The organism is Bacillus sp. FSL L8-0199 (assembly GCF_038005705.1).
Taxonomy (GTDB): domain Bacteria; phylum Bacillota; class Bacilli; order Bacillales; family Bacillaceae_G; genus Bacillus_A; species Bacillus_A cereus.
The window spans coordinates 3,995,175-4,019,801 of the sequence record NZ_JBBOTS010000001.1; the positions used below are offsets into that span (position 1 = coordinate 3,995,175).

Sequence of the window (24,627 nt, forward strand, 5' to 3'; positions counted from 1 at the left end):
ATACTTTTTTAGACGGACAACTATAGCAAAATACAGCATATAATCCATACTATCTATGTTTACAAATAAGTGATCATTACTTTAGTAGGAGGAAGATAAATATGGCGGGTACTACGCTTGTTTTAAAAGAAGAAAATTTGGTTGTTCTAGAAAATGTTGAAAAATCAGTATATGAAGAGTTACAGCATAAAGCAGGAGATGAAGATTGTACATGTGCTGTGAACGAATCAGTTGTTCACCTTGGCAAGGTATCCTCTGTACTCTGGAATGAAGATGAAATAGATTGGGAATACGGATATTAAAAAGTCGCTTATAGCGACTTTTTTTCTCTTTTCTCTCTCTTTCTAAATTACATATACAAAGCGCAATCATAGAAAATATGATAAAATGAACTTAATTTTCAAACGGAAGAAAGGGAGATACAATGGAACAATTCATTAACCCTAGAGTGAAGGATATCCAAATTTCTGGAATCCGTCAATTCTCTAACATGATTCAAAACTATGATAATTTGATTTCTTTAACAATCGGACAACCCGATTTCCCTACACCTTCTCTCGTAAAAGAAGCGGCAAAACGGGCTATTACAGAAAACTATACAAGCTATACACATAACGCTGGTTTACTAGAATTACGTAAGGCAGCTTGTAACTTCGTAAAAGATAACTACGATTTACATTACTCACCTGAAAACGAAACCATCGTTACAATTGGTGCTAGCGAAGCAATTGATGTTGCATTCCGAACGATTTTAGAGCCAGGAACAGAAGTAATTTTACCTGCTCCTATTTATCCAGGTTACGAACCTATTATTCGATTATGCGGTGCAACGCCCATTTTTGTAGATGTTCGTGAAACTGGATTCCGTTTAACAGCTGACGCTCTAAAAAATGCTATTACAGAAAAAACAAGATGTATCGTACTACCATATCCTTCTAACCCAACTGGTGTAACTTTATCCACAGAAGAATTAAAAGATATTGTAGATGTTTTAAAAGATAAAAATATTTTCGTCCTTTCAGATGAAATTTATAGCGAGCTTGTGTATGAACAAAAGCATACATCTATCGCTCATTTCCCAGAAATGCGTGAAAAGACAATTGTCATTAACGGTTTATCTAAATCACATTCTATGACTGGCTGGCGTGTTGGACTTTTATTTGCACCAAGCTATTTAGCAGGACACATATTAAAAGTTCATCAATACAATGTAACGTGTGCTACTTCAATCGCTCAATACGCTGCAATTGAAGCATTAACAGCGGCTAAAGACGCACCCAAAATGATGCGCCACCAATATAAAAAACGCCGTGATTACGTATATAATAGACTCACTCAAATGGGATTAACAGTTGAAAAGCCAACAGGTGCATTTTACTTATTCCCATATGTTGGTCATTTGACATCTTCATCATTTGAGTTTGCACTTGATCTTGTCAAAGAAGCTGGACTAGCTGTAGTTCCTGGAACAGCATTCTCTGAATACGGTGAAGGCTACCTCCGCTTGTCCTATGCATATAGTATTGAAACTTTAAAAGAAGGCTGCGACCGATTAGAAGCCTTTCTAATAAAAAAAGCTAAGAGTTAAACTCTTAGCTTTTTTTATGCATAATGATCACAAGTTTGACGTTTTAGTAATTTATGAGGAATAATGATACACTTTGCAGTGGATTCTGCATTCTCTACTTTATCAACTAAAGCTTTTGCTGCCTCATATCCTAGCTGATAAATATTCACATCAACTGTCGAAAGTGGCGGGCTCGCAATTTCTGATAATAAAGCATTATTAAAGCTTACAATAGAAACATCTTTCGGTACAATGAATCCTTTTTTAGAAAGAGCACTTAACACACCAAGTCCAATTAAGTCATCCGTTGCCATAATTGCCGTCGGCGGTTGCTGCAGTCCCATTAATTCCTCAACAGCTTGTTGACCACTTTCCCTCGAAAAATCAAAATGTAAAATATATTCTTTTGGTAATACAATGTCTGCTAATTTCAAGGCATCACTCATACCAGCTAAACGATCTCTCGTTACAAGTAAATCTGATCCACCACCAATGAACGCGATTTGCTTATGCCCTAATGAAATTAAATATTCTGCCACTTCTCTTGCAGCTGTATAATTGTCATTATCTACATATGTAATTTCATCTTTTCGATCATATGGTTTTCCTATTAAAACAAACGGGAAATTTTGTTCATGTAAATATTGAATAATCCGATCATTCTCCCTTGAATATAAAAGAATAATGCCACCAATTTGGCGTCCCTGTACCATCTTTACGACACCATTAAAAATTTCTTCTTCCGTTTCACCTGTCGACATGTAAAGCGCATAACCTTCTACGTGTGCAAATGAACTAATCCCTCTTATAACTTCTGGGAAAAATGGATTTTGAAAAGCTTTACTTGCAGAACTTGGCATAACAAGACCAAGTGTTTTCGTCGTTTGGTTCGCAAGATTTCTCGCATTTAAATTGGGATGATACCCTAATTCACTCATCACTTTCCTAACACGGCGCTTTGTCTTTTCACTTATACTTGGATTATCAGCAATTACACGAGAAACTGTTGATGGTGCAACATTCGCTTGCTTCGCCACATCTTTAATTGTAACTGTCATAAAAATCCCCCTCCTCTCATTTCTCTGCCATTTTTCATATATTTTATCTCGCACTCATTGCAAGTCATAAACTTTCATTTCTTATATCTTGCAAAACTAATCCTATTCTCCCTCTTCATGTATTGTAAGGGATATAGCTATTTTTTCCTATACTATAATATACTATTTATTTCACTTCTTTTCACATGTGATGTCAAATCTCTTTTCATCTCCCTATAAACTTATTTATAGGGAGATGAAAAGAAAAATGGGACGTAATGTCCCATTTTTCATCCTTTTGTACCTCCAGCTGTTAAACCAGAAATAAAGTATTTTTGTAGTGATAGGAATAAAATTGAAATTGGGATCGCAATTAACACAGAACCCGCTGCAAACGTTGTAAATTCATTACCGAATTTCTTCGCAACCATTTCATATAATCCAACTGCTAAAGTATAATTTTCTGGTGTTCGCAAAATAATACTCGCTAAAATGAAATCTGTAAATGGACCAATGAAAGTAAATAGCGCTACAACCGCTACGATTGGCTTTGCAAGTGGCATAATGATTTGCCAAAAAATACGAAAATGTCCTGCTCCATCCATACGAGCTGATTCATCCAGTTCTTTCGGAATCGTATCAAAATACCCTTTCATAAGCCATGTATTCATCGGAATGGCCCCGCCTACATAAATTAAAATTAATGCAAGGTGTGTATCAATTAATCCTGTTAATTGAGCTAATACGTATAGAGCAATTAACGCTGCAAAGTTTGGAATCATTTGCAGAATTAAAAATGTTAATAAACCATTTTTTCTTCCAACAAAACGATATCTCGAAAATGCATAAGCGGTAAAACTAATTGCTAACACTGAGAAAATCATCGTTAAAACACTTACTTTTAATGTGTTTTTATACCATAGTAAGTAATTACTATTCTCTAGATCTAATAACTTACGATAATGATCTAACGTTGCATTTTGTGGAATAATACTTGATCCAGATAAACTATCACCCGGATTAAACGATGAGCCAATAATCCATAATAACGGATAGAAAATGATGGCACACATTACGAAAATAACTAAATAACTTAATGAGAGACGTAACATCTTCTGTCTTTTAATATTCATTTACATCATATCCTCTTCTTGGAATGATTTTGTTCTCTTAAATTGCCATAACGCAACTGTAATAACGATTAACGATAATATCATTGTAAGAGCTGCTGCTTTTCCGTACTGCGCTGAAGTCATCGTTAACTTATAAATCCATGAAATTAAAATATCCGTTCCACCTGCGTCTTGTCCAGCTACAGCAGGACCTCCACCGTTGAATAGATAGATGATACTAAAGTTATTAAAGTTAAACGTATATTGCGTAATTAATATTGGCGCTGTTGCGTATAACACTAGTGGCAATGTAATTTTACGAAACTGTTGCCAAGCTGTCGCTCCATCTACTGTAGCCGCTTCATATAATTCTCCCGGAATCGATTGCAGTATACCTGTTGTCATCGCAAAGATAAACGGGAACCCAAGCCACGTTTGAATCATAATTAAAGCAATCTTCGCCCAAAATGGATCTGTCATCCAAGCAATCTTTTCAATTCCGAATAAAGCTAATACTTGATTGTTAATCGCTCCGAATGTTTCATTAAACATACCAGAGAAAACAAGAATAGATACGAATGCTGGAACCGCCCACGGTAAAATGAAGATTGTTCGAATAATCGCCTTTCCTTTAATACCGGGCTGATTTACGATAATCGCTAAGAAAATACCAAGTGCAACTTGTAATGTTGTTGCAACGAATGTCCAAATGACAGTCCAAGAGAATACACTTACAAATGTCTCTCTCCACATCGGTAAAGTGAAAATATCAATAAAGTTTTTAAAGCCCACCCAATCTACTAATTTAGCTGGAGGAGAATGATATAAATCATAGTTTGTAAATCCAATTAAAATTACGAAGATGATTGGAAATACGACCACAAAGATAAGTAGTAGAAAACCTGGTGAAACCATTAAATAAGGAAAACCTTGATCTAACAAATTACGGTATTGCTCTTTTACAGAATTTAACGGTGTTCCGCTATCACGTTTCTTTCCATTTTGGTATGCATCATATAAGTTAAATGCATATATGCCGAGCCCAAAAGCGATAACGATAAGGGCCAAGATTCCTTCTACTAATAGAAAGACAGAATGGTCACGTGGAACTTCTGTACCAAGCGTTACAATACCCCATAATCCCATATTTAATAAATCAGCAAAGGCTACAATAAATGAACCTGTTAATACTAGAAAAATAAGACCTTTTACAAATTGTTTATTATACATTTGGCCCACGCCTGGAATGATTGATAACATGGTTGCCATTTTCCTATGCTTTGAATGGTTTAACCCATTTGCTGGTTCCATAGATGTTTGCATGTTCCTTCCCCCTCTTTTCTTCCTACATGGAAGGGAGAGAATTCGTGCCTCTCATATTAGAGGCACGAATTTCACCTTATTTTTTCTTGTTATGATTTGCCTCAATATTACCTTTAATTTGTTTCACTGCACTATCAAGCGCCGCTTTTGGTGCCTCTTTATCTGTAACAACTAATTGAAGCGCATCTCCAGCTGGTTTCCAAACTTCTTGCATTTCTGGAATGTTTGGCATTGGAATTCCATTTTCAGATTGCGTTGCAACTGCTTTTGCAGCTTCGTTATCTTTAATAATTGGATCTTCCATTACTGATTTTACTGGAGGAATTTCTTTTGTTTTCTCAAATCGAATTTTTGCGTTTTCTTCATTTGTTACCCACTCAGTGAATTTTGTAGCTAAATCATTTTGTTTAGAGAAACTTGTTACATGCCATCCTTTAACCCCAACAAACGTTTTCATTGGTTGACCATTTGGTAATTTCGGCATTGGAGCAACGCCATAATCAATCCCGTTCTTTTCCATTGCTTGGAACGCCCATGGGCCATTCATGATAGAAGCTGCTTTTCCTTCATTGAATAGTCCATCAGCAGCAGGCCCACCTGATTCACCGATAATACCTTTTGGGAATAATTTTTCCTTGTACCATTTTTGAAGATATTCAGCACCTTGTACTGCTCCGCTATTATTTAATCCAACATCACTTGCATTTGGCTTTCCATCTTTTTCACCAAATACATAACCGCCCATACCTGCCATGAATGCATTAGCAAAGTAGAAGTTATCTCCTAATGCTAAAAATCCGTACTTGCCATCTTTCGTAAATTCTTTTGAGAAGTTAAACAGCTCGTCCATCGTTTCTGGCGCTTTTGGCATTAGTTTTTTATTGTAAATAAAGACTGGTGTCTCAATTGCTTTTGGTAAACCATATAATTTTCCGTTATATGTCTGTGCTTCTATTGATGAATTAGTAAATTTACTCTTTACAGCATCATCTGCTTTCACTTCAGAAAGTAAACCTTCTGTTACTGCATTTCCGATTTGATCGTGTGGCAATGTTACAACATCTGGTCCAGTCCCCGCTGGCCCATCAAGGCGTAACTTCTTCACTTGATCTGTCATTTGCATTTCAACAACTTTTACTTTTACTTTATATTTTTCCTCAAAGCTTTTCACTGCTGGTTCTAAACCAACACCTTTTTTATCATCTTCCCAAACAAGAAGATCATAGTCTTTTTTCGCTTTACTTTCCTCTTTTTTCCCTGAATCTTTCGGTCCACATGCAGATAACATACCAATAGATAATGCTGAAACCGTTAATAATGATAATGCTTTCTTCATCCCAAAAACCTCCCTAAATTGTCTATGTACCTCAGTAACTGAAAACGTTTGCATTTAATAGTTTAATTGAAGCGCAAACAATATCTCAATCTACGAAAACGTTTGCGCTATTTGTCTATCATTATACATTCTTTTATTCATTTTGCAAATATTAATTTAAAAATTATGTCATTATACTCTTTATACATTGACTTTATATAAAATGAATACTACTCTTATAAGCAATATTAAAGCTACGAGAAAGGCAATCGTTTGCAATACAGGCTTTATTATTACACTTAAGGGAATACTATGTATAGAGATATTGAAGGGGGATTTTCTATATGTTTAAAGAAGCCATTTATCATAGGCCGAAAGATAATTATGCATACGCTTATGATGAACAAACAATTCACATCCGAGTACGTACTAAGAGAGATGATATTCAAAGCACCGATCTTATTTACGGTGATCCTTACGAATGGAAAGACGGGAAATGGATATCAGCAAGTACACCCATGAAAAAAACGGGTTCTACTGCATTATTTGATTATTGGTCCATTGCAATCGAACCAAAATTTAAGCGCTTACGTTATGGGTTTGAATTAAAATCTGAAACAGACACTCTTATTTATGCAGAGCGAGGATTCTTTTCTAGCATTCCAAATGATGATGTTGGTAACTTTTTCTGTTTTCCATTTATTCATGCAGATGATGTATTCAAAGCACCACCTTGGATTAAAGACACCATTTGGTATCAGATTTTCCCTGAGCGATTCGCTAATGGCGATAGTACGCTGAATCCAGAAAACACCCTTCCTTGGGGAAGTGCGAATCCAACTCCAACTAATTTTTTCGGCGGAGATTTTTCTGGTGTTATTCAAAACCTTGATTACCTTGTTAAGCTTGGCATTTCCGGAATATATTTCACACCTATTTTCAAAGCTCATTCAAACCATAAATATGACACAATTGACTATATGGAAATTGACCCACAATTTGGGACGAAAGAAACTTTTAAAGAGCTCGTTGAAGAATGTCATAAGCACGGTATAAAAGTAATGCTCGATGCTGTGTTTAATCATAGTGGATACTTTTTCGAGAAATTTCAAGACGTACTAGAGAATGGTGAGAAGTCCGCATATAAAGAGTGGTTCCACATTCATGAATTTCCGATTATAACCGAACCACTTCCAAATTATGATACTTTCGCCTTTACACCGTATATGCCTAAATTAAATACAGCTCATCCAGATGTAAAAGAATACTTACTTGAAGTAGGACGTTATTGGGTACGAGAATTCAATATAGATGGCTGGCGCCTTGATGTCGCCAATGAAGTCGATCACAACTTTTGGAGAGAATTCCGAACTGAAATAAAGACACTAAATCCTGAAGTATATATTTTGGGAGAAATTTGGCACGATGCCCTTCCGTGGCTACAAGGCGATCAATTTGATGCTGTCATGAGCTATCCTGTTACAAATGCTCTACTTTCTTACTTTGCTAACGATTCCATTAAAGCAAGTGAATTCATGAAGCAAATTACAGAATCTCTACATTCCTACTCTATGAATGTAAATGAAGCAGCATTTCATTTATTAGACAGCCATGATACTCCAAGAATTTTAACAACATGCAACGGAGATAAAAATAAGTTGAAATTGCTCTATGTATTCCATCTTTCTTTCATCGGCTCTCCTTGTATTTATTACGGGGATGAAATTGGTATGGATGGCGGCATGGACCCTGATTGCCGTAAATGTATGATTTGGGATACTAAGGAACAAGATCATGCATTATTTACCCATATACAAACATTGATTTTATTACGTAAACAACATAAAGCATTTGGAGGACATGGTACTTTTCAATTCATCGAAGCAAATGATGAACATAATTATATTTCTTATACGAAAACATATGAGGATGAAACTATCTTTTTCGTTTTAAACCCTACTAATAGTGAAGTTACAGTTTCACTCCCTCTTCATGTTACTGGTAAGAAAATAATTAACATTTATACAAACGAAGAATTTTCAGCGGAAGCAAGTGTATTACAAGTTACACTTCCTCCATATGGATTCTCCATATTAAAATGGTAATCCAAAAAAGCCTTATGCCAAGTTTGAAATGGCATAAGGCTTTTTCTTATTTCAATTTGAACACTATCGCTTCATACGGACGTAATGGAATGTTATCTATTGATCCGATTTCTACATCGTAATTGTGTATAAATAACTCTGATTCACTATAACTAATATCCTTAGGCATTTCAAATACACTTTCATCCGCAGTAAAGTTTGCAATGACAAGTAGTTTTTCATCTCCATATGTTCTTACATAAGCAAAAATAGAAGGGTCATTATCTAATATTAAATCATATGATCCATACACAACTATTTCATTATTTTTGCGTAGTTCAATTAATTTCTTATAGTAATAAAAAATTGAACCTTCATCTTGGATTGCTTGTTTCACATTAATCTCTTTATAGTTAGGATTTACAGTAATCCAAGGTTCACCTTTTGTAAATCCAGCGTGATTCTGATCATTCCACTGCATCGGAGTTCTAGCATTATCACGACCCTTTATATAAATAGATTCCATTACTTTTTCTATATCTTCACCATGGTCTATCACTTTTTCTTTATACATATTTAACGTTTCAATATCTCGATATTCATCAATTGATTGGAATCGAACGTTCGTCATTCCAATTTCCTCTCCTTGATAAATATATGGCGTTCCTTTCATCATATGAAGAACTGTCGCTAACATTTTTGCTGATTCAATGCGATACATTCCATCATTACCAAAACGAGATACAACGCGAGGCTGATCATGATTATTCCAATAAAGGCTATTCCATCCGGTATGCTCTAATGCTTTTTGCCACTTTGTTAAATTCTCTTTTAAAGTAAGAAGTGAGCATGGTTTTACATCCCACTTTCCACCTTCTCCTGAATCTAAATCCATATGTTCAAATTGGAATACCATTTGCAACTCTTTTCGTTCTTCTCCAGTATACAATTTCGCTTCTTCTGTCGTTACACCAGGCATTTCACCAACCGTCATAATATCATAATGCGATAATACTTCCTCATTCATTTCATGTAAATATTTATGAATGTTTGGACCGTTCATAAAATGCTTATGACCTGAAACATACCCCTCTTCTTCTGTTTCAACAGCTGGTAATCCCTCTTCTTTAGAAATAAAATTAATAACATCCATACGGAAGCCATCAATTCCTTTTTCTAACCAAAACTTCATCATTTCATAAACATCTTGTCTTACCTTTTCATTATCCCAATTTAAATCTGGCTGTTTTTTAGAAAACAGATGTAAATAATATTCATCTGTCATTTCATCATACTGCCATGCTGATCCACTAAACGCTGCTCCCCAGTTATTCGGCTCTTTTCCTTCTTTTCCAGGGCGCCATATATAGTAATCTCTATATTTATTATCTTTTGATTTACGTGATTCAATAAACCAATTATGTTCATCCGAAGTATGATTAACAACTAAGTCCATCATAAGTTTCATATTACGTTCATGCATTTCATGTAATAGCTCATCCCAATCTTCCATTGTTCCGAACTCGTTCATAATTTTACAATAATCGCTTATATCATAACCATTATCATCATTTGGAGATTCATAGACTGGTGATAACCAAATCACATCAATCCCTAACTCTTTTAAGTAATCTAGCTTTGAAATAATCCCTTGAAGATCTCCTATACCATCACCATTACTATCCATAAAGCTACGAGGATAAATTTGATATACTACACTTTCTTTCCACCATTGTTTTTCCATTATGCTACCCCATTTCATTCATCATTCATTTTTCTCTTTTTTAAGGCGCAAACGTTTTCATTAATGAATGATAACAGATTCTATCTCAATTTAAAATAGCGCTTACAATTTTTATTGTTCTTTTTCTAAGAAAACATATGAAAACCACTAATAAATCTCCAATAAATGAAAACGTTTTATTTTTTTATTTATTTTTTGAATCTATTCGTTTATAATGAACTCAAAGAAAACGTTTGCATAATTATTTCTAGGGGGAAATACCATGGCAGAACTTAAATTAGAAAACATTTATAAAATATATGATAATAACGTAACAGCTGTAACTGATTTTAATTTACACATTCAAGATAAAGAATTTATTGTATTTGTCGGTCCTTCTGGATGCGGAAAATCTACAACATTACGAATGGTAGCTGGACTTGAAGATATTTCAAAAGGCGAGTTTTCAATTGATGGTAAACTAATGAATGATGTTCCTCCAAAAGATCGAGATATCGCTATGGTATTCCAAAACTACGCTCTTTATCCACATATGAGTGTATATGATAATATGGCATTTGGATTAAAACTTCGAAAAATACCAAAAGATGAAATCGATCGTCGTGTGAAAGATGCAGCAAAAATTTTAGGACTTGAACAATATTTAGATAGAAAACCGAAAGCATTATCAGGTGGACAGCGCCAACGTGTTGCTTTAGGTAGAGCAATCGTTCGAGATGCAAAAGTTTTCTTAATGGATGAACCATTATCAAACTTAGATGCTAAACTCCGTGTTGCAATGCGCTCAGAAATTTCTAAGCTACATCATCGTCTTGGAACAACAACAATTTATGTAACACATGATCAAACAGAAGCAATGACTATGGCTTCGCGTCTTGTCGTTATGAAGGATGGAAAAATCCAACAAATTGGAACTCCAAAAGAAGTATATGAAACACCAGAAAACATTTTCGTGGGTGGATTTATCGGCTCACCAGCTATGAACTTCTTCCGTGGTAAATTGACTGAAACCGATTTCGTTATAGACAATACTATAAAAATTAAAGTATCTGAAGGAAAAATGAAGATGCTACGTGAACAAGGCTATGTAAATAAGGAAATTGTTTTAGGTATTCGTCCAGAGGACATTCATGATGAACTACTATTTTTAGAAGCTTCACAATCTACTGCCTTCACAACAAAAATTGAAGTCGCTGAGTTATTAGGTGCTGAATCCATTTTATATATGAAACTTGGGAATCAAGATTTTGCGGCACGTGTAGATGCAAGACATACGTTTTCACCTGGTGACCAAATTAAATTAGCATTTGATATGAATAAAGCGCATTTCTTTGATAACCAAACTGAACAACGTATTCGCTAAAAAATTTATCTTTACTATACACATACAAAAAACCGTCCACATATATTGAGGGCGGTTTTCATTATTATACTAGGGCTTCTACTGTATGAAATGATTGTCCTTTCGTGCTAATAATACCGAAAATCGGTAAATCACTAAGCACCACTTCTTCTTGCTGTTTCATAAAAGATGACGTTAATTGTTTTATCTCTATCCAAACGTCATTAATACAAAGTACATTGGAATCGTTCTCTTGTTGGCGAGAAAAAATAGAATCTATTTTATATAAACCTGCATTTTGAAAAAGCATATCAATGCGACTGAATGCATTCAAAGTAATGCTAATAACGCGTTGCCAATCTCCTTGCTTTCCCATATCATAGGATACAAAAAGTGCCTCTCCGCCTAGATTCATAATTTCCTCCACTGTTGCTTGTCCACTCTCTTGATCAATGTCCGTCACAATAACTTTTGCGCCTTGTTTAGCCAACAAAAGAGCTGTATTACGACCAATACCGATGCCACCGCCAGTTACGATAGCAACTTTTCCTGCAAGCTTCATTTTCATTACCCCTTCTATAAGTCTTACCGTCATTCAGTATACTCCTTTATAAGATTAATCTGCAAGCAAGAAAAATTGCTATTTCATTTGTAAACGTTTACTTTTTATCCTTCTTTTTTCTTACTATTACGCTGATCGAAAACTAAACCGATGAAAATTAAAATCCCCCAAAAGATTACACTACCTCCAGTCATTTTAATCTCCCCCTTATTATATAAAGATATTATTTTAATCATTATAACATTTTCTAAATTTTCAATCTATTAAAAATAAAAATGATATTATTACATAAATGGTATTTGTATAACAAAAAAAAAAAGACCTTCTTATTTTATGTATAAAAAGGTCTTTTTTTCATTATACAAGACTTATTACTTTCGTTTTTGTAATTAAATCCTGAAAACCACAATTATCTTTGCGGAACAACATCATATATATATTACATATTAATGGAATTCCTAATAGCAATACGTTCGGTAATAACACTACAAAAAATCTTATAATTAATGTTTGCAACGTTAGCTTTTCACTCTTCAATGAAATTAATTTTATTCTCGTTACCTTTTTTCCAAGTGTAACACCGTTCCAAATAAAGGGTAACACAATAAAATATATCGCCATTAATATAAAAACTACTGCGAAATCATATCTAAAATCACCTAAGCTTATATTAAAGCGCTTAAACATAGCACTATAGTTTCCGGTCATAACAGCTACTACTGCACCATACATAACCGAGATTAAAAACATGTCAATTAGGGAAGCACCTATGCGATTCATTACAAGCGCTGGACGATGCATCTTTAACTTCATTTTATGTCGACTCCTTCATATCCTTCTTTACCCGTCTCATCGTACCACTTCTAAAAAACATTGTAAACTAGCGTTTCTCTTACTTTTCTTGTACAATTTGTTACAATAGCATTATAAAGGAGGTTCCCATATTGAAAAAATGGATAATCCTATTCGTCGCCTTCCTATTAACTGGTTGTGCAGGAAACACAGGTCACTTAACTTATACGGTTAACGATGAATACGAACTCATACGTACTTCTGGAAATGCATTTGAACTTTTCCCCTCGCAAGATGCTGTATATGCCACACAATACATCCCTGCAAAAATTACAGACATTGCTTGGGATGATAAATACATTATTGCAAAACAAACCGAGGAAAAATCAGATCCGAATAACCCTGACGCAGCAATTGCAAATAAAAAAAGTGAACATTATTGGATTATTGACGTAAAGCACAATAAACGTTTCGGTCCCTACAATGAAAAGCAATTTAATGAACAAAAAGATGCGTTTAAAATTAAGGTGCCTTTTCAAAGTGTAGATTCATACATAAAAGAAATAAAAAAACAGTCAGCATAATATTTGAATGCTGACTGTTTTGTCTTACATTATTTTAGTGAGATGTTAAACGTTTGTGGCTCTTTTACAACATCTTGTGTTTCTGAATCCCCTGCAAGTAAATCATCAGTTGTAAACTGAATATCCTTTACCTTGTCTTTTCCATCGTCAAGTATTAAACCAATAATACCATCTCTTGTTTCACCAGGCTTATAGTCTTCTCTTGATACATTTTTTGTACCAACTAACGTATCTTCGTCATATAAAAAGTTTTGAGTGGCTACTTTAAAATGTTGCTTACCATTAATCATAACATCATTCATAGAGAAAAATTGCATATTTTTATTTCCGCTATTCTCCACTTTATATGTAATCTCAACGTAACGAATTGTATTACTAATCTCTGTTCCACTTAGCGATGCATACAATTCTGCATCTTCTTGGCTTACTTTATCCCCTAATCTCCGTTTTACTTCTTCAGGAGTTAGTGCCGTGTATACTTTCAATGTTTTTTTTGCCTTTTCACTCATCTGTGATAAAGAAATTACTTTCACATCTTGTACGTGAATTTTCATTGGCGCTACTTCAAATGTTTGATTCACAGAATGCATCTGCTCTAACTTGAAAGTACCCCATCCTGTTTCTTTCACTTTTTGTCCTACTTTTTTCAGCTCACGCCCACCATATTCTTTTGTTTCAGGAATAGATTCTTTCTTCTTTGGTTCAGCTTTCTTTTCTTCTTGATGGAAGCAACCACTTAACATAAGAAGAAAACTACATAAAACAAAAATACTTTTCCATGCTTTCATCATTTCATTTCTCCTAACGCTATCATTCATGAATATAAAATTAGTCCCTGGCTTTGTAAACTATAGAAACAATGACAAGTCCACAAAATGAACTTGTCAGTCCAGATACTATTATACCTCCAATTTGGAAAATATGAAAATAGGGATCTAGGAACGCGTGCACGATAAATATAATAGTTGCTACAACAATTACTGAAACCCAATACTTTCTTTTTTCCGAAGCTAAAATAAGATCTTTACCCATTTCATTTCTATACTTCCATAAAACGTATACTAATAATAGAACACCAATACATGTACTTCCATGTTGCATATATTTATAAACAGAGATACCGTACCATTCTCTTTGTAATAATGGTATTTTCATAACAAAATAGCCTGTCTTATGAGTGAATGCATCCCAAACAACATGCGTTAACATACCTAATAATGCTGAATAACAAAATACAAAAAGATTCTTCCATGTATGAAGCCCCCACCGCTTGTCTACTACATATGTATAATACCCAGCAAACGGTTTAGGTAAATGCGTTATAAAAGGCTTTTTTAAAATGTAATGATATATGTATGCTAACAAGAAGACAAGTGGTAAATTCAAATATAAGAATCCAAGCCATGTATGCCCAATTACACCATACGGTCTAAAGTGTAAAAAATATTCAAAGTCAGGCGCCATACTACCTAATATAAGAGCCGTTACTGAAATATGTTTAGAATGTTTTTTCGCAAAAGGAAGAACTGCTGCTGGATGTGCAAATGTAAACGGCATACTTTAACTCCTTCTCACATTTTCAATAGAATACCATATATCATAACGAGAGAATGGATCTTCATGCAATATTTATTTTCACATTGGAATATGATAGTTTAAATGATATAATCCACATAAAATATTCAGAAAATAAGGAAGGGATTCAGGTGTCATTAACACTTGTATTTGCCGCCTTTTTAGAATCAAAATCCTTTATGAATTGAGGTTTATATATTGATTGACGTACCTTTTTTACAAAATGTCACATTAAAAAAAGAAAATATCCCTAGTTTTTCCGCATATCCTTACTGCTTACCCGCTATTCGAACATTACAATCACTAGCTTTCCATCCAAATGTAACATTCATTATTGGAGAAAACGGAACAGGTAAATCAACATTACTTGAAGGAATTGCAATTGCGTTAGGCTTTAATGCAGAAGGTGGAACGAAGAATTTCCGCTTTAGCACTAACGATTCACATTCATCTTTACATGAATACCTTCGAATTTCCAAAAGTTTCAATACACCAAACGACGGTTTCTTTCTTCGCGCTGAATCATTTTATAACGTTGCTTCTTATATTGATGAAATAGATGTTATAAAATCTTACGGCGGCGTTTCACTACACGAACAATCTCACGGCGAATCATTCTTTTCCTTATTTATGAACCGTTTTTCAGGACAAGGTTTATACATTTTAGATGAGCCTGAGGCAGCTTTATCACCAATGAGACAACTTTCCATGCTCATTCGAATGCATGAGCTAGCGGAACAAGGTTCACAATTTGTTATTGCGACGCATTCTCCTATTTTAATGGCCTACCCTGAATCCACTATATATTCTTTAACACAAGAAGGGATTCACGAATCCACATTAGAAGAAACTGAGCATTACCAAACGACGAAACTTTTCTTTGAAAATCGTGATCGATTATTTCATCATCTATTTGAGTCGTAAAAAAAGAAGCAGCAATAGCTGCTTCTTTTTTATAGTGCTTCTATAAATAAGGCAACCCCGATACCGCCACCGACGCATAAAGAGGCAATTCCTTTTTCTAACCCACGTCTTTTTAATTCGTGAATTAAACTTACTGTAATACGAGCCCCTGTACAACCAATTGGATGCCCAAGTCCTACGCCACTACCGTTTACGTTCACTTTTTCACGGTCTAAGCCTAACTCTTTCTCTACAGCCAAATATTGAGCCGCGAAAGCTTCATTAATTTCAAGTAAATCTGCATCTTCCAATGACCAATCTACTTTTTCTAAACCTTTACGAATTGCTGGTGCTGGTCCAATACCCATAACTTTTGGATCTACTCCAGCTACTGAATATCCAACAATTCTAGCTAACGGTTGTAAGCCTTTTTCTTTCGCTTTTTCTTCGCTCATTAATACTAGAACCGCGCTTCCGTCATTCAGGCCAGATGCATTACCTGCAGTTACTGAACCATCTTTACGGAAAGCTGGTTTTAATCCAGCTAATTTTTCTGCTGTAATATCAGCACGTGGATGTTCATCCTTTGAAAATACTACTTCTTTTCTACGTTCTTTTATTTTAATAGGAACAATTTGATCGTCAAAGTATCCAGACTCGATTGCCTTCAGTGCCAATGTATGACTTCGAAGAGCAACTTCATCTTGTTCCTCTCTTGTAATTTCATATTGTTCAACTAAATTTTCCGCTGTTTCCCCCATCATAATATGATGAATCGGATCTTCTAACACTTCCCACACCGTATCACGAATTTCTCCGTGCTGTAGACGTTGTCCCCAGCGGTGTTGTTTCAATGCATAAGGGCTTGAACTCATTGCTTCTACTCCACCTGCAATAACAACATCACTTACACCTAATTGAATTTGCATTGCAGCTGACATAATTGCTTGCATACCTGAAGAACATTGGCGTTGGATTGTATACCCTGTAACTGTGTCAGGAAATCCTGCCGCTAATGCAGCTGTTCTTGCCGTATTTGCTTCATCAGTTCTTTGAATACAATGACCTAAAATCACTTCATCAACTTCGTGTGGTTCTACCCCGCCTCGTTTTACAGCTTCCTGAAGTACAGGAACAGCTAATTCTACTGGCGTTACATTTTTTAGCGCTCCCCCAAAAGTTCCAATTGGCGAACGAACTGCAGCTGTAATAACAACATTATGCATTTTGCACTTGCCCCTCTCTTATGTACCCTAGTCAGTTTTTAGGTGAAATTCCATAAGATGTATATCTATAACTATCATACTATAAACATACTAAAAAATCAAAATATTTAATATAATAAAAATAGAAGGAATTAACCTTCTATTCTGTCAATGCATATAAAAATTTTTGTAAAATTTTCTCTGTCGTTTCATTCAATTTGGGTAACTTATCTACCGGAAAATATTGAAGCTTCAATCCTTCATGATCAAGCCTTAATTCTCCGCCCACATGATGCCCTTGATACAGATGAATGACATTAAAAATTTCATCTCCATTAGGATAACGGAAATATACTTCCTTTCCTGAAAGGACACCAAGAAATTGCATAATTTTTGCTTGTAACCCCGTCTCTTCGAATAATTCTCGGCGAGCAGTTTCTTCTGTCGTTTCTCCTAATTCCATCGCGCCGCCAGGTACACCCCAATCATATGTATCTGAACGATATTGAAGCAATACTTCTTGATTATCATTTAATATAATGATTGCTGACCCAACGAGAATAAGTGGCCTTGTCCCAACGACTTTGCGTAACTCTTCAATATACCCCAATATGTAAACTCTCCTTTCCTCACCCTCCCTTATCATAACAAAATTTTTCTCCTTTTGTTGATGTAATTTCCAAGAAAAAAAAGGAAGTTTCCGCTTCCTTTTTTCCCATTTCTATTTCTTAAAACTTTCATATTTTACAGCTTCAAAAGCTTCTTCAATTTCATCATTACGATAATGGACGTATGTAAATCGCCCTAATTCTACTAATCTTGCTATTTCTTGTAACGCTTTATGCTGCTCATATGTTTCTTTCAGCTTAATATGTACATAAAACTTCATCAACGGATGTTCATATAAAGGTTCTCCCACCTCTACATATACATCTTCAACCCCTTGCACAACTCTTACATAACTTGCAAATTGATAAAGAGCTTCTCTGTCTGAAACGATTTTTAATGTATACATATATTCTCCCCCTTTTCTTTACTATATCAAAAAGATGATCACACCATGTTATAGAACTATGAAATTTTTTCGACTTGTCATCTATATATTCAATAAAGAAGGCGTTTATCCATACATGACATCTTTTTCCCACATATATTATAGGAAGAACTTTTTTTCATTTGAGGTGTTCCTTATGGATCCATACGTCAATATATGTATTTGTATTACTCCCGGCGCCGATATTTCTGATGACCGCATCGCAAAAGATTTAGCTGTTGCAGAATCAATTTGGCACCCCATTACATTTCAAATTCAAGAAGTAATTGTATTAAATGAACTTTTCCGTTTTTTTGACCGTGAAATCAGTTATAAAAATTCCATTCAAAGTCAAGAAAAGCTGGCATCCTTTTTCCAAACATGTGTAGATGAAGCTCCTGAATGCGACCTTTATATTTGTTATATTGGCAGTGATTATTTCAAAGAAACAGCAGTAATTGCCTGCGCTTATTCTTTAGCAAAACAACAGCAACTTACTGGCTATATCGTTTTAACAAATTCGGCTGCTCCTATGAAAAATATATATACGCTCGCTCACGAAATCGGTCATATTTTATTTACAAGACGTGTTCACGGAAAACTTACTCATGCAGATCCTCATTCTCCAACCGGCTCGGAGCACCACCCTTCTCCAACAAATCTTATGTATCCGATAGTCCCTCGTCCAGAAAACGTTCATATTCATTCCTTATTAACAGCAGAACAAAAAGCGCTCTCTTTACAAAGCTCTTTATTACAAAGAAAAAAACAGTAACCCTCATGTTACTGTTTAAAAAAACTTATTCCAATCAACAAAACAAATCCCGGCTGCTAGAAATAAAAATAGACAACTAAATGTAAATGTAATCCCCCTAAAAATCCCTATATAATATTTCTTTGGAAATAATTTTTGGTATATCCAGAGCAGCCGCTTTCCTATTAATTTAAAAAGATACATTCAGACTTATCCCCTAATAAAATATTAAAATAGTCATCATGTATTTTTTCGTGAAAACAGTATAGTTGATCCTAGAAATCAAATCCCTCATATACATATAAATAACTGTCCCTCTTGTTTATTCGTATACTTCTTTTTTTTCTAATTTTATATGAATTTTCAAAAGCATGTAAATAACAATGAAAAGAATTATTTGTTGTACATACATTCCAATAATACTTGATACATCTATCATTACAAATACATATTCTAATACAATTGGAACCAGTAAATATGACAGAGTAAACCAACCACCAAATTTAATATTTGTAACAGCCGCTAAAAGAACTACTATACCAACAAGAATGAAGCTTTCTGTACTAGTAAATTTAATAAATGTTGTACCATAAAAATTATTTAATAATGCAATACTGAAAATTAATAAAAACCACATTGCACCACTTATATACATAATTAAAAATTCAGTTCTTTTCCGCTTAAATGAGGCTGTTCTCATGCCCCATATTAATACACTAATTCCTACAAAAATCATAATCGGATAGCCAATTAATTCAATTAAAGAATAAGACAAACGATGGTCGACTTCACTAAAAAATACACTCTTCATCATCGTGAATGCTAATAAATTTATAATGAAATAAAGCAATAATTTATAATTTCCTTTTTTATCAACTTCCATCTCTTTGGCAAGTTGATTTGCATACTCTTTTGGAGCATGTCCGAATATATCATTTACACTCTTCCCTCTCTTTTCTCCTTCTATTAAATGAACTTCCCCATCTTCTATAAATGAAATAATATCAGCTTCTCTAATGCCCTTTGTTCGTAAATACCCTTGGGTATCATCTAAAAATTTTTGCCCTTCATTTGATAGCATTTTATCACTCCCTTATTTAACCATTTCTCTTCTATTCGTCTTCATCATAATTTCAACAAAAATTAAAATAAATAAACTTCCGTATAAACATATAATTTGAAATAGCATTGGCATAAGTTCTTCCGTTGTAAATGTTTTAAACACTAACATAATTGAAAGTGGAATGATTAAATATAAATTTTTAAACCATCCATCAAAATACATATTTACCGCTACTGTAATGATAAAAATACTACCAGCTAATAAATAACTTTGCATTTGAGTGAATATAAACATTTTGGTAGGATATATCACATCTAATACCGTAATAACTCCCATTAAAAACATCGGCGCAATCATAACTAAAAACCACATAGAAAACCACGTTTTTGTAAAACTTGTTACGAAGGTCATTTTGCGAAGTAGAAAATTAGGACCTATAACAACTAAAATAAATGAAAAACTATAACCGATACACTGAATAAGTGAAATCTGTAACATTCCATTATTCACTATTAAGATAGAAGCAATAATCCAAAACGTTACGATATTCATTACTGTAAAACCAATTTGCTTCCACGTTTCCCGTCTATCCTTTTCCATTACCTTTACAAGTTCATGCGCATATTCTTTCGGGGAGCTTCCGAAAATATCTTCTACACTCTTCCCCTCACTCTCACCTTCTATTAAATGCAACTCTGCATCTTCTAAAAAGTTTTCAATATCACTTTCTTTTACACTCTTTGCCGTCAAAAATAATCTCATATCTAACAAAAACTTTCGTGCTTCTCTTGATAGCATTATTTTTTTCTCCCCTTCCCTACCAGTAGACGCTCTACACTACTTTGCATCGCTTCCCAGCGATCCATAAATTCATCAAGTGCTTCCTCGCCTTTTTCTGTTAATGTATAATATTTTCGCTTTGGACCAGATGGAGATTCCTTCATTACGCTTGTTATTAGTCCTTCTTTTTGCATTCGTATTAATAACGGATAAATACTCCCCTCACTCGCCATTGTAAAACCATACTTCGCTAGCTTTTCACTCATTTCATAACCGTATATTTCGCCTTCAGAAATAATAGCAAGTAAGCATCCTTCTAAAATCCCTTTCAGCATTTGACTTGTCGACATAATTCAAATCCTCCTACTATCTTGCTTTACAAGATAGATAAGCGTAAGTATCTTGCTTTACAAAATAGTATAGCAAAGACTATTTTGCAAAACAAGATAGCTAACGATATTTTTTCCAAATGTTTGCAGGAATTTCATTATAGCTTCTCTAAATAGAGCACTATGAAAACTTTATTATGAAGGGATGTTTTTCATCATGGTTACAAATCGAGTTGTCTTTTTAACAGGTGCTGCAAGTGGCATTGGTTATGAAATGGGAAAGGCTTTTGCAAAAGAAGGTGCAAAAGTTGTGATTACCGATCGGCTTGAAGAACGTGCAAAAGAAGCTGCTGAACAATTACAAAATGAAGGTTTTCAAGCTATCGGTTTAAAATGTGACGTTACATCTGAAGAGGAAATTACAGCAGCAATTTCTCAAACAGTTGATCATTTCGGTTCATTACATATATTAATTAACAACGCAGGAATGCAACACGTTTCACCCATTGAAGACTTTCCAACTGAAAAGTTCGAGCTACTAATTCAAATTATGCAAATTGCTCCGTTTATCGCAATTAAGCATGCCTTTCCGATTATGAAACAACAAAAATATGGTCGTATTATTAATGTCGCTTCTATTAACGGCCTTGTCGGATTTGCTGGAAAAGCTGCCTACAATAGTGCAAAACATGGCGTAATTGGATTAACAAAAGTTGCTGCTTTAGAAGGTGCTACGAATGGTATTACTGTTAATGCCCTTTGCCCTGGTTATGTCGATACCCCTCTTGTACGTAATCAACTAAACGACTTAGCTACTACACGAAACGTACCACTTGAAAATGTTTTAGAAGATGTTATTTATCCACTCGTCCCACAAAAGCGCTTATTACAAGTACAAGAAATCGCTGATTATGCGATGTTTTTAGCGAGTGAAAAAGCTAAAGGTATAACGGGACAAGCTGTTGTTATAGATGGTGGTTATACCGCTCAATAAAAATAAAGTTTGCTCAAGAAGAGCAAACTTTATTTTTATTCCCGAGGATCTTCGTACTTTAGTAATTGCCGCGGGAGCTTCTCAATTGCAACAATTACCCCCTCTAATTTACTTTCAATACGGTGGAGTAAATATAATGTTACAACAATCGGAAACCCTACATTACCTATCATCTTGATCCACTCTTCCATCCTCTTCCCCTCCTTTCATTATATAAGTAAGAGAAAACACTGCATTTAGGCATAAAAAAACAAGCTATTATGTATTAGCTTGTTTTTCAAATAATGATGCAATTTCTCGTTTATAGTCCCCGCGTATAATACCTTTCTCAGTAATAATTCCTATAATTAATTCATTCGGCGTTATGTCAAATGCTGGATTATAAACATCCGTTCCAATTGGTGCTACTTGTTTTCCAAAGATTTTTGTAACTTCTGTTTCATCTCTTTCTTCAATAATAATTTCGGCTCCAGTTTCTTTCGTAACATCAAATGTTGACAGTGGAGCAGCAACGTAAAATGGGATATTAAAGTGCTTTGCTAAAATAGCTAAATTCATTGTCCCTATTTTATTGGCTGTATCTCCATTTGCGACAATTCGATCCGCTCCCACAATAATCGCGTTTATTTCTTTCGTTTGAATAGCATGAGCTGCAGTATTATCTGTAATAAGGGTCACATCAATATTTGCTTGCTTCAATTCCCACGTCGTTAAGCGACCACCTTGTAAAACTGGCCTCGTTTCACACGCATATGCATGTAAACGCACACCTTTCTCTTTTCCAATATAAAAGGGAGCTAATGCAGTTCCATATCTGGCAGTTGCAATACTTCCAGCGTTACAGATTGTTAAAATATTATCGCCATCTTTAAAACATGTTAACGCATATTCCCCAATATTTCGACACACCTCTTCATCTTCCTGTTGAATACGAAGCGCTTCTTCTTCTAATATTTTTTGTGCTTCTTTTATTGTAGTAATCTCTCGAATAGATTCTCTCATACGATCAATTGCCCAAAATAAATTTACTGCTGTCGGACGTGACGTTCCTAAATAATTACAATCCCTATTAAACTTCTTTTGAAATTCTTCAATATGTACAGTAGTATATTTTTTTGAAGCAAGCGCCAAGCCGAATGCAGCTACAATTCCAATTGCAGGTGCTCCTCGCACTTCTAGCATGACAATACTTTTCCATACCTCTTCAATCGTCGTTAATGTTTTGTATTCTGTGCTATGCGGTAACTTTGTTTGATTTAATACTGCAATGGCATCACCTTTCCAACTGACAGACCTCGGAATCGTAACAATTGTACTCATGCTTTTACCCCTCCAGAAGCTGTCTGTTGAAATAATGTTCGGAACAGTTGAATATCCGCACTTTTAGATTCATATTTTATTAGTTCTTTTCCTAAGGATAGCGCTTGTTTCTTAGCTTGAATTCTTGTTTCTTTATTTTCTATTTCATCTAAATCTGCTACATGAGCTAAACCAATTGTTCTACGAATTAGTTCACATCCGGCAAATCCAACAGCATCCGTAAAGATATTTTGCAAAATAATTGGTAACCATTGTTTTTCTTTCGTATATGCTTCTACACCTTCCCCAATCCATAACTTTGTAAAAGTCTCTACAAAATAACTCCACGTCTTTTCTATATGAAAAAATAGTACACTTCTCTTTTCTTCTTCTCTAGATAAAGCATTTAATAATAGATTTGCAATAAATTGACCTATGTCAAATCCAAATGGGCCATATGTCGCAAATTCTGGATCAATCACTTTCGTTTCAGAAGGTGACGAAAAAATACTACCAGTATGTAAATCACCATGAATAAGAGTTTCTTTTCTTGTTAAGAACTTATATTTATATTGTGCTACTTTTAGTTTTAAAGTTTTATCACTCCAAAGTTCATCAACCACGAGCTGTAAATCTGGCTCATAATCATTTGTATCATAATGTCCAAATGGATCTGTAAACACTAAATCCTCTGTAATTTTACAAAGGTCCGGATTTACAAAGGCACCTTCTAGTACCCTCTTCTCTTCTGACTGTAAACCAAAATCTGAAGTGTAAAATAAAACATGTGCTAGAAAACGACCAATATGCTGGGATAAAAGCGGATATTCTTCTCCGTCTATTAATCCTTTTCTTGTAATTGTTAGTCTTGATAAGTCTTCTACTACCGTTATCGCTAACTCTTCATCATGACTGTACACTACTGGAACATAATCCGGTACATACTGCGCAAAAATTTGTAATGCCTTGCTTTCAATCGTTGCTCTTTTTATAGACAATGGCCAGCTTTCACCAACTACTTTCGCATAAGGCAGTGCTTGTTTTATTATAATGGATTTCTCTCCATCATCTAATTTGAACACGTAATTTAAGTTTCCATCTCCAATTTCATGACAAATGACATTTGCCTTCTCTTCAAAATAGCCATGATCTTTCGCATATTGTACAGCTGTTATTTCTGTTAATGAATAATATCCCATCGTCTTCTCCCCCTTTTTAAATTCAGAGGTT

General features: G+C 34.6%; 27 protein-coding genes and 1 pseudogene. 8 read left to right on the forward strand and 20 right to left on the reverse strand.

All coding sequences use genetic code 11. The annotated features are described in order from the left end of the window. Positions 1 to 101: 101 nt before the first annotated feature. Together NST86_RS20360 and NST86_RS20365 are read left to right on the forward strand one after the other, a co-directional pair. The gene (locus NST86_RS20360) at positions 102 to 302 is read left to right on the forward strand and encodes a hypothetical protein (RefSeq protein WP_000929276.1); all 201 of its coding nucleotides are present in this window, start codon (positions 102 to 104) and stop codon (positions 300 to 302) included. Positions 303 to 424: 122 nt separating this feature from the next. Beyond that, the gene (locus NST86_RS20365) at positions 425 to 1,588 is read left to right on the forward strand and encodes an aminotransferase A (RefSeq protein ID WP_016118572.1); all 1,164 of its coding nucleotides are present in this window, start codon (positions 425 to 427) and stop codon (positions 1,586 to 1,588) included. A 14-nt stretch (positions 1,589 to 1,602) separates the two neighbouring features. Here the strand turns inward: NST86_RS20365 and malR are convergent, their stop codons facing one another. The 4 genes from malR to NST86_RS20385 all read right to left on the reverse strand — a co-directional run bounded on the left by malR (position 1,603) and on the right by NST86_RS20385 (position 6,375). Then, positions 1,603 to 2,625 (reverse strand): maltose operon transcriptional repressor MalR, encoded by a 1,023-nt coding sequence (gene malR, locus NST86_RS20370; RefSeq protein WP_000219051.1) that lies wholly within the window; start codon positions 2,623 to 2,625, stop codon positions 1,603 to 1,605. Between the two features lie 269 nt (positions 2,626 to 2,894). Further along, on the reverse strand, positions 2,895 to 3,737 hold the full coding sequence (gene malD / locus NST86_RS20375; RefSeq protein ID WP_001022608.1) for a maltosaccharide ABC transporter permease MalD: 843 nt from the start codon (positions 3,735 to 3,737) through the stop codon (positions 2,895 to 2,897). Then, positions 3,738 to 5,039 (reverse strand): maltosaccharide ABC transporter permease MalC, encoded by a 1,302-nt coding sequence (gene malC, locus NST86_RS20380; protein WP_001194996.1) that lies wholly within the window; start codon positions 5,037 to 5,039, stop codon positions 3,738 to 3,740. Between the two features lie 76 nt (positions 5,040 to 5,115). Further along, positions 5,116 to 6,375, reverse strand: coding sequence for an extracellular solute-binding protein (locus NST86_RS20385; RefSeq protein WP_000709923.1), 1,260 nt, complete (start codon positions 6,373 to 6,375; stop codon positions 5,116 to 5,118). A 323-nt stretch (positions 6,376 to 6,698) separates the two neighbouring features. Here NST86_RS20385 and NST86_RS20390 point away from each other — a divergent pair, with 323 nt between their 5' ends. Next, positions 6,699 to 8,459: an alpha-glycosidase gene (locus NST86_RS20390; protein WP_000471788.1), complete on the forward strand. Its 1,761-nt coding sequence runs from the start codon at positions 6,699 to 6,701 to the stop codon at positions 8,457 to 8,459. A 46-nt stretch (positions 8,460 to 8,505) separates the two neighbouring features. Here NST86_RS20390 and malL read toward each other — a convergent pair whose 3' ends face one another. After that, positions 8,506 to 10,182, reverse strand: coding sequence for an oligo-1,6-glucosidase (gene malL, locus NST86_RS20395; protein WP_000415178.1), 1,677 nt, complete (start codon positions 10,180 to 10,182; stop codon positions 8,506 to 8,508). A 262-nt stretch (positions 10,183 to 10,444) separates the two neighbouring features. On the opposite strand from malL, the gene NST86_RS20400 reads away from it, so the two are divergent. Then, positions 10,445 to 11,545, forward strand: a complete 1,101-nt coding sequence (locus tag NST86_RS20400) for an ABC transporter ATP-binding protein (protein WP_000818931.1) — start codon at positions 10,445 to 10,447, stop codon at positions 11,543 to 11,545. A gap of 64 nt (positions 11,546 to 11,609) precedes the next feature. Here the strand turns inward: NST86_RS20400 and NST86_RS20405 are convergent, their stop codons facing one another. The 3 genes from NST86_RS20405 to NST86_RS20415 form a co-directional block, all read right to left on the reverse strand. Beyond that, entirely contained in the window at positions 11,610 to 12,119 is a 510-nt protein-coding gene (locus tag NST86_RS20405) for an SDR family NAD(P)-dependent oxidoreductase (protein WP_000218410.1), read from the reverse strand. Between the two features lie 71 nt (positions 12,120 to 12,190). Further along, positions 12,191 to 12,280 (reverse strand): hypothetical protein, encoded by a 90-nt coding sequence (locus NST86_RS20410; RefSeq protein WP_000145653.1) that lies wholly within the window; start codon positions 12,278 to 12,280, stop codon positions 12,191 to 12,193. 163 nt (positions 12,281 to 12,443) lie between these two features. Continuing rightward, on the reverse strand, positions 12,444 to 12,899 hold the full coding sequence (locus tag NST86_RS20415; protein WP_000769095.1) for an RDD family protein: 456 nt from the start codon (positions 12,897 to 12,899) through the stop codon (positions 12,444 to 12,446). A 131-nt stretch (positions 12,900 to 13,030) separates the two neighbouring features. Between NST86_RS20415 and NST86_RS20420 the strand changes: the two genes are divergently transcribed. Next, the gene (locus NST86_RS20420; RefSeq protein ID WP_086424055.1) at positions 13,031 to 13,462 is read left to right on the forward strand and encodes a DUF3997 domain-containing protein; all 432 of its coding nucleotides are present in this window, start codon (positions 13,031 to 13,033) and stop codon (positions 13,460 to 13,462) included. A gap of 29 nt (positions 13,463 to 13,491) precedes the next feature. On the opposite strand, the gene NST86_RS20425 is transcribed toward NST86_RS20420, so the two are convergent. Next, positions 13,492 to 14,253, reverse strand: coding sequence for a hypothetical protein (locus NST86_RS20425; protein WP_000973894.1), 762 nt, complete (start codon positions 14,251 to 14,253; stop codon positions 13,492 to 13,494). Between the two features lie 37 nt (positions 14,254 to 14,290). Then, positions 14,291 to 15,019: a DUF4184 family protein gene (locus NST86_RS20430; RefSeq protein WP_016118573.1), complete on the reverse strand. Its 729-nt coding sequence runs from the start codon at positions 15,017 to 15,019 to the stop codon at positions 14,291 to 14,293. A 216-nt stretch (positions 15,020 to 15,235) separates the two neighbouring features. Between NST86_RS20430 and NST86_RS20435 the strand changes: the two genes are divergently transcribed. After that, a complete protein-coding gene (locus NST86_RS20435; protein ID WP_086424057.1) occupies positions 15,236 to 15,961 on the forward strand; it encodes an AAA family ATPase in 726 nt (241 codons plus the stop codon). 29 nt (positions 15,962 to 15,990) lie between these two features. On the opposite strand, the gene NST86_RS20440 is transcribed toward NST86_RS20435, so the two are convergent. The 3 genes from NST86_RS20440 to NST86_RS20450 all read right to left on the reverse strand — a co-directional run bounded on the left by NST86_RS20440 (position 15,991) and on the right by NST86_RS20450 (position 18,160). Further along, positions 15,991 to 17,166 carry an acetyl-CoA C-acetyltransferase gene (locus NST86_RS20440; protein ID WP_000552070.1) on the reverse strand — a complete coding sequence of 392 codons (1,176 nt, stop codon included), beginning with the start codon at positions 17,164 to 17,166 and terminating at the stop codon, positions 15,991 to 15,993. Between the two features lie 139 nt (positions 17,167 to 17,305). Continuing rightward, a complete protein-coding gene (locus NST86_RS20445; RefSeq protein WP_000540528.1) occupies positions 17,306 to 17,755 on the reverse strand; it encodes an NUDIX hydrolase in 450 nt (149 codons plus the stop codon). A 111-nt stretch (positions 17,756 to 17,866) separates the two neighbouring features. Further along, positions 17,867 to 18,160 carry a DUF3928 family protein gene (locus NST86_RS20450; RefSeq protein WP_000288330.1) on the reverse strand — a complete coding sequence of 98 codons (294 nt, stop codon included), beginning with the start codon at positions 18,158 to 18,160 and terminating at the stop codon, positions 17,867 to 17,869. Positions 18,161 to 18,335: 175 nt separating this feature from the next. On the opposite strand from NST86_RS20450, the gene NST86_RS20455 reads away from it, so the two are divergent. Next, positions 18,336 to 18,953, forward strand: a complete 618-nt coding sequence (locus NST86_RS20455; protein WP_016118574.1) for an ImmA/IrrE family metallo-endopeptidase — start codon at positions 18,336 to 18,338, stop codon at positions 18,951 to 18,953. 15 nt (positions 18,954 to 18,968) lie between these two features. On the opposite strand, the pseudogene NST86_RS20460 reads toward NST86_RS20455, so the two are convergent. The 4 genes and pseudogenes from NST86_RS20460 to NST86_RS20475 form a co-directional block, all read right to left on the reverse strand. Continuing rightward, a pseudogene (locus NST86_RS20460) lies at positions 18,969 to 19,180 on the reverse strand (DNA-binding protein). Between the two features lie 74 nt (positions 19,181 to 19,254). Further along, positions 19,255 to 20,013, reverse strand: coding sequence for a DUF1129 domain-containing protein (locus NST86_RS20465; RefSeq protein WP_016118575.1), 759 nt, complete (start codon positions 20,011 to 20,013; stop codon positions 19,255 to 19,257). Between the two features lie 12 nt (positions 20,014 to 20,025). After that, the gene (locus NST86_RS20470) at positions 20,026 to 20,793 is read right to left on the reverse strand and encodes a DUF1129 domain-containing protein (protein WP_086424058.1); all 768 of its coding nucleotides are present in this window, start codon (positions 20,791 to 20,793) and stop codon (positions 20,026 to 20,028) included. After that, positions 20,793 to 21,125 carry a PadR family transcriptional regulator gene (locus NST86_RS20475; protein WP_000107978.1) on the reverse strand — a complete coding sequence of 111 codons (333 nt, stop codon included), beginning with the start codon at positions 21,123 to 21,125 and terminating at the stop codon, positions 20,793 to 20,795. The genes NST86_RS20470 and NST86_RS20475 overlap by 1 nt, the downstream gene beginning before the upstream one ends. A gap of 196 nt (positions 21,126 to 21,321) precedes the next feature. Between NST86_RS20475 and NST86_RS20480 the strand changes: the two genes are divergently transcribed. After that, positions 21,322 to 22,098, forward strand: a complete 777-nt coding sequence (locus NST86_RS20480) for a 3-hydroxybutyrate dehydrogenase (RefSeq protein WP_086424059.1) — start codon at positions 21,322 to 21,324, stop codon at positions 22,096 to 22,098. A gap of 35 nt (positions 22,099 to 22,133) precedes the next feature. On the opposite strand, the gene NST86_RS20485 is transcribed toward NST86_RS20480, so the two are convergent. The 3 genes from NST86_RS20485 to mtnK all read right to left on the reverse strand — a co-directional run bounded on the left by NST86_RS20485 (position 22,134) and on the right by mtnK (position 24,596). Then, positions 22,134 to 22,289: a YvrJ family protein gene (locus NST86_RS20485; protein WP_000393337.1), complete on the reverse strand. Its 156-nt coding sequence runs from the start codon at positions 22,287 to 22,289 to the stop codon at positions 22,134 to 22,136. Positions 22,290 to 22,356: 67 nt separating this feature from the next. Then, positions 22,357 to 23,418, reverse strand: a complete 1,062-nt coding sequence (gene mtnA / locus NST86_RS20490; protein ID WP_086424060.1) for an S-methyl-5-thioribose-1-phosphate isomerase — start codon at positions 23,416 to 23,418, stop codon at positions 22,357 to 22,359. Beyond that, a complete protein-coding gene (gene mtnK, locus NST86_RS20495) occupies positions 23,415 to 24,596 on the reverse strand; it encodes an S-methyl-5-thioribose kinase (protein ID WP_086424061.1) in 1,182 nt (393 codons plus the stop codon). Before mtnK ends, mtnA begins: the two co-directional genes overlap by 4 nt. Positions 24,597 to 24,627 lie beyond the last annotated feature (31 nt).

Bases quoted from the DNA above. Each gene is read 5' to 3' on its own strand.
- NST86_RS20360 (WP_000929276.1), top strand. From the start codon at position 102: ATGGCGGGTACTACGCTTGTTTTAAAAGAAGAAAATTTGGTTGTTCTA.
- NST86_RS20365 (WP_016118572.1), top strand. From the start codon at position 425: ATGGAACAATTCATTAACCCTAGAGTGAAGGATATCCAAATTTCTGGA.
- malR (WP_000219051.1), bottom strand. From the start codon at position 2,625: ATGACAGTTACAATTAAAGATGTGGCGAAGCAAGCGAATGTTGCACCA.
- malD (WP_001022608.1), bottom strand. From the start codon at position 3,737: ATGAATATTAAAAGACAGAAGATGTTACGTCTCTCATTAAGTTATTTA.
- malC (WP_001194996.1), bottom strand. From the start codon at position 5,039: ATGCAAACATCTATGGAACCAGCAAATGGGTTAAACCATTCAAAGCAT.
- NST86_RS20385 (WP_000709923.1), bottom strand. From the start codon at position 6,375: ATGAAGAAAGCATTATCATTATTAACGGTTTCAGCATTATCTATTGGT.
- NST86_RS20390 (WP_000471788.1), top strand. From the start codon at position 6,699: ATGTTTAAAGAAGCCATTTATCATAGGCCGAAAGATAATTATGCATAC.
- malL (WP_000415178.1), bottom strand. From the start codon at position 10,182: ATGGAAAAACAATGGTGGAAAGAAAGTGTAGTATATCAAATTTATCCT.
- NST86_RS20400 (WP_000818931.1), top strand. From the start codon at position 10,445: ATGGCAGAACTTAAATTAGAAAACATTTATAAAATATATGATAATAAC.
- NST86_RS20405 (WP_000218410.1), bottom strand. From the start codon at position 12,119: ATGACGGTAAGACTTATAGAAGGGGTAATGAAAATGAAGCTTGCAGGA.
- NST86_RS20410 (WP_000145653.1), bottom strand. From the start codon at position 12,280: ATGACTGGAGGTAGTGTAATCTTTTGGGGGATTTTAATTTTCATCGGT.
- NST86_RS20415 (WP_000769095.1), bottom strand. From the start codon at position 12,899: ATGAAGTTAAAGATGCATCGTCCAGCGCTTGTAATGAATCGCATAGGT.
- NST86_RS20425 (WP_000973894.1), bottom strand. From the start codon at position 14,253: ATGATGAAAGCATGGAAAAGTATTTTTGTTTTATGTAGTTTTCTTCTT.
- NST86_RS20430 (WP_016118573.1), bottom strand. From the start codon at position 15,019: ATGCCGTTTACATTTGCACATCCAGCAGCAGTTCTTCCTTTTGCGAAA.
- NST86_RS20440 (WP_000552070.1), bottom strand. From the start codon at position 17,166: ATGCATAATGTTGTTATTACAGCTGCAGTTCGTTCGCCAATTGGAACT.
- NST86_RS20450 (WP_000288330.1), bottom strand. From the start codon at position 18,160: ATGTATACATTAAAAATCGTTTCAGACAGAGAAGCTCTTTATCAATTT.
- NST86_RS20455 (WP_016118574.1), top strand. From the start codon at position 18,336: ATGGATCCATACGTCAATATATGTATTTGTATTACTCCCGGCGCCGAT.
- NST86_RS20465 (WP_016118575.1), bottom strand. From the start codon at position 20,013: ATGCTATCAAATGAAGGGCAAAAATTTTTAGATGATACCCAAGGGTAT.
- NST86_RS20470 (WP_086424058.1), bottom strand. From the start codon at position 20,793: ATGCTATCAAGAGAAGCACGAAAGTTTTTGTTAGATATGAGATTATTT.
- NST86_RS20475 (WP_000107978.1), bottom strand. From the start codon at position 21,125: ATGTCGACAAGTCAAATGCTGAAAGGGATTTTAGAAGGATGCTTACTT.
- NST86_RS20480 (WP_086424059.1), top strand. From the start codon at position 21,322: ATGGTTACAAATCGAGTTGTCTTTTTAACAGGTGCTGCAAGTGGCATT.
- NST86_RS20485 (WP_000393337.1), bottom strand. From the start codon at position 22,289: ATGGAAGAGTGGATCAAGATGATAGGTAATGTAGGGTTTCCGATTGTT.
- mtnA (WP_086424060.1), bottom strand. From the start codon at position 23,418: ATGAGTACAATTGTTACGATTCCGAGGTCTGTCAGTTGGAAAGGTGAT.
- mtnK (WP_086424061.1), bottom strand. From the start codon at position 24,596: ATGGGATATTATTCATTAACAGAAATAACAGCTGTACAATATGCGAAA.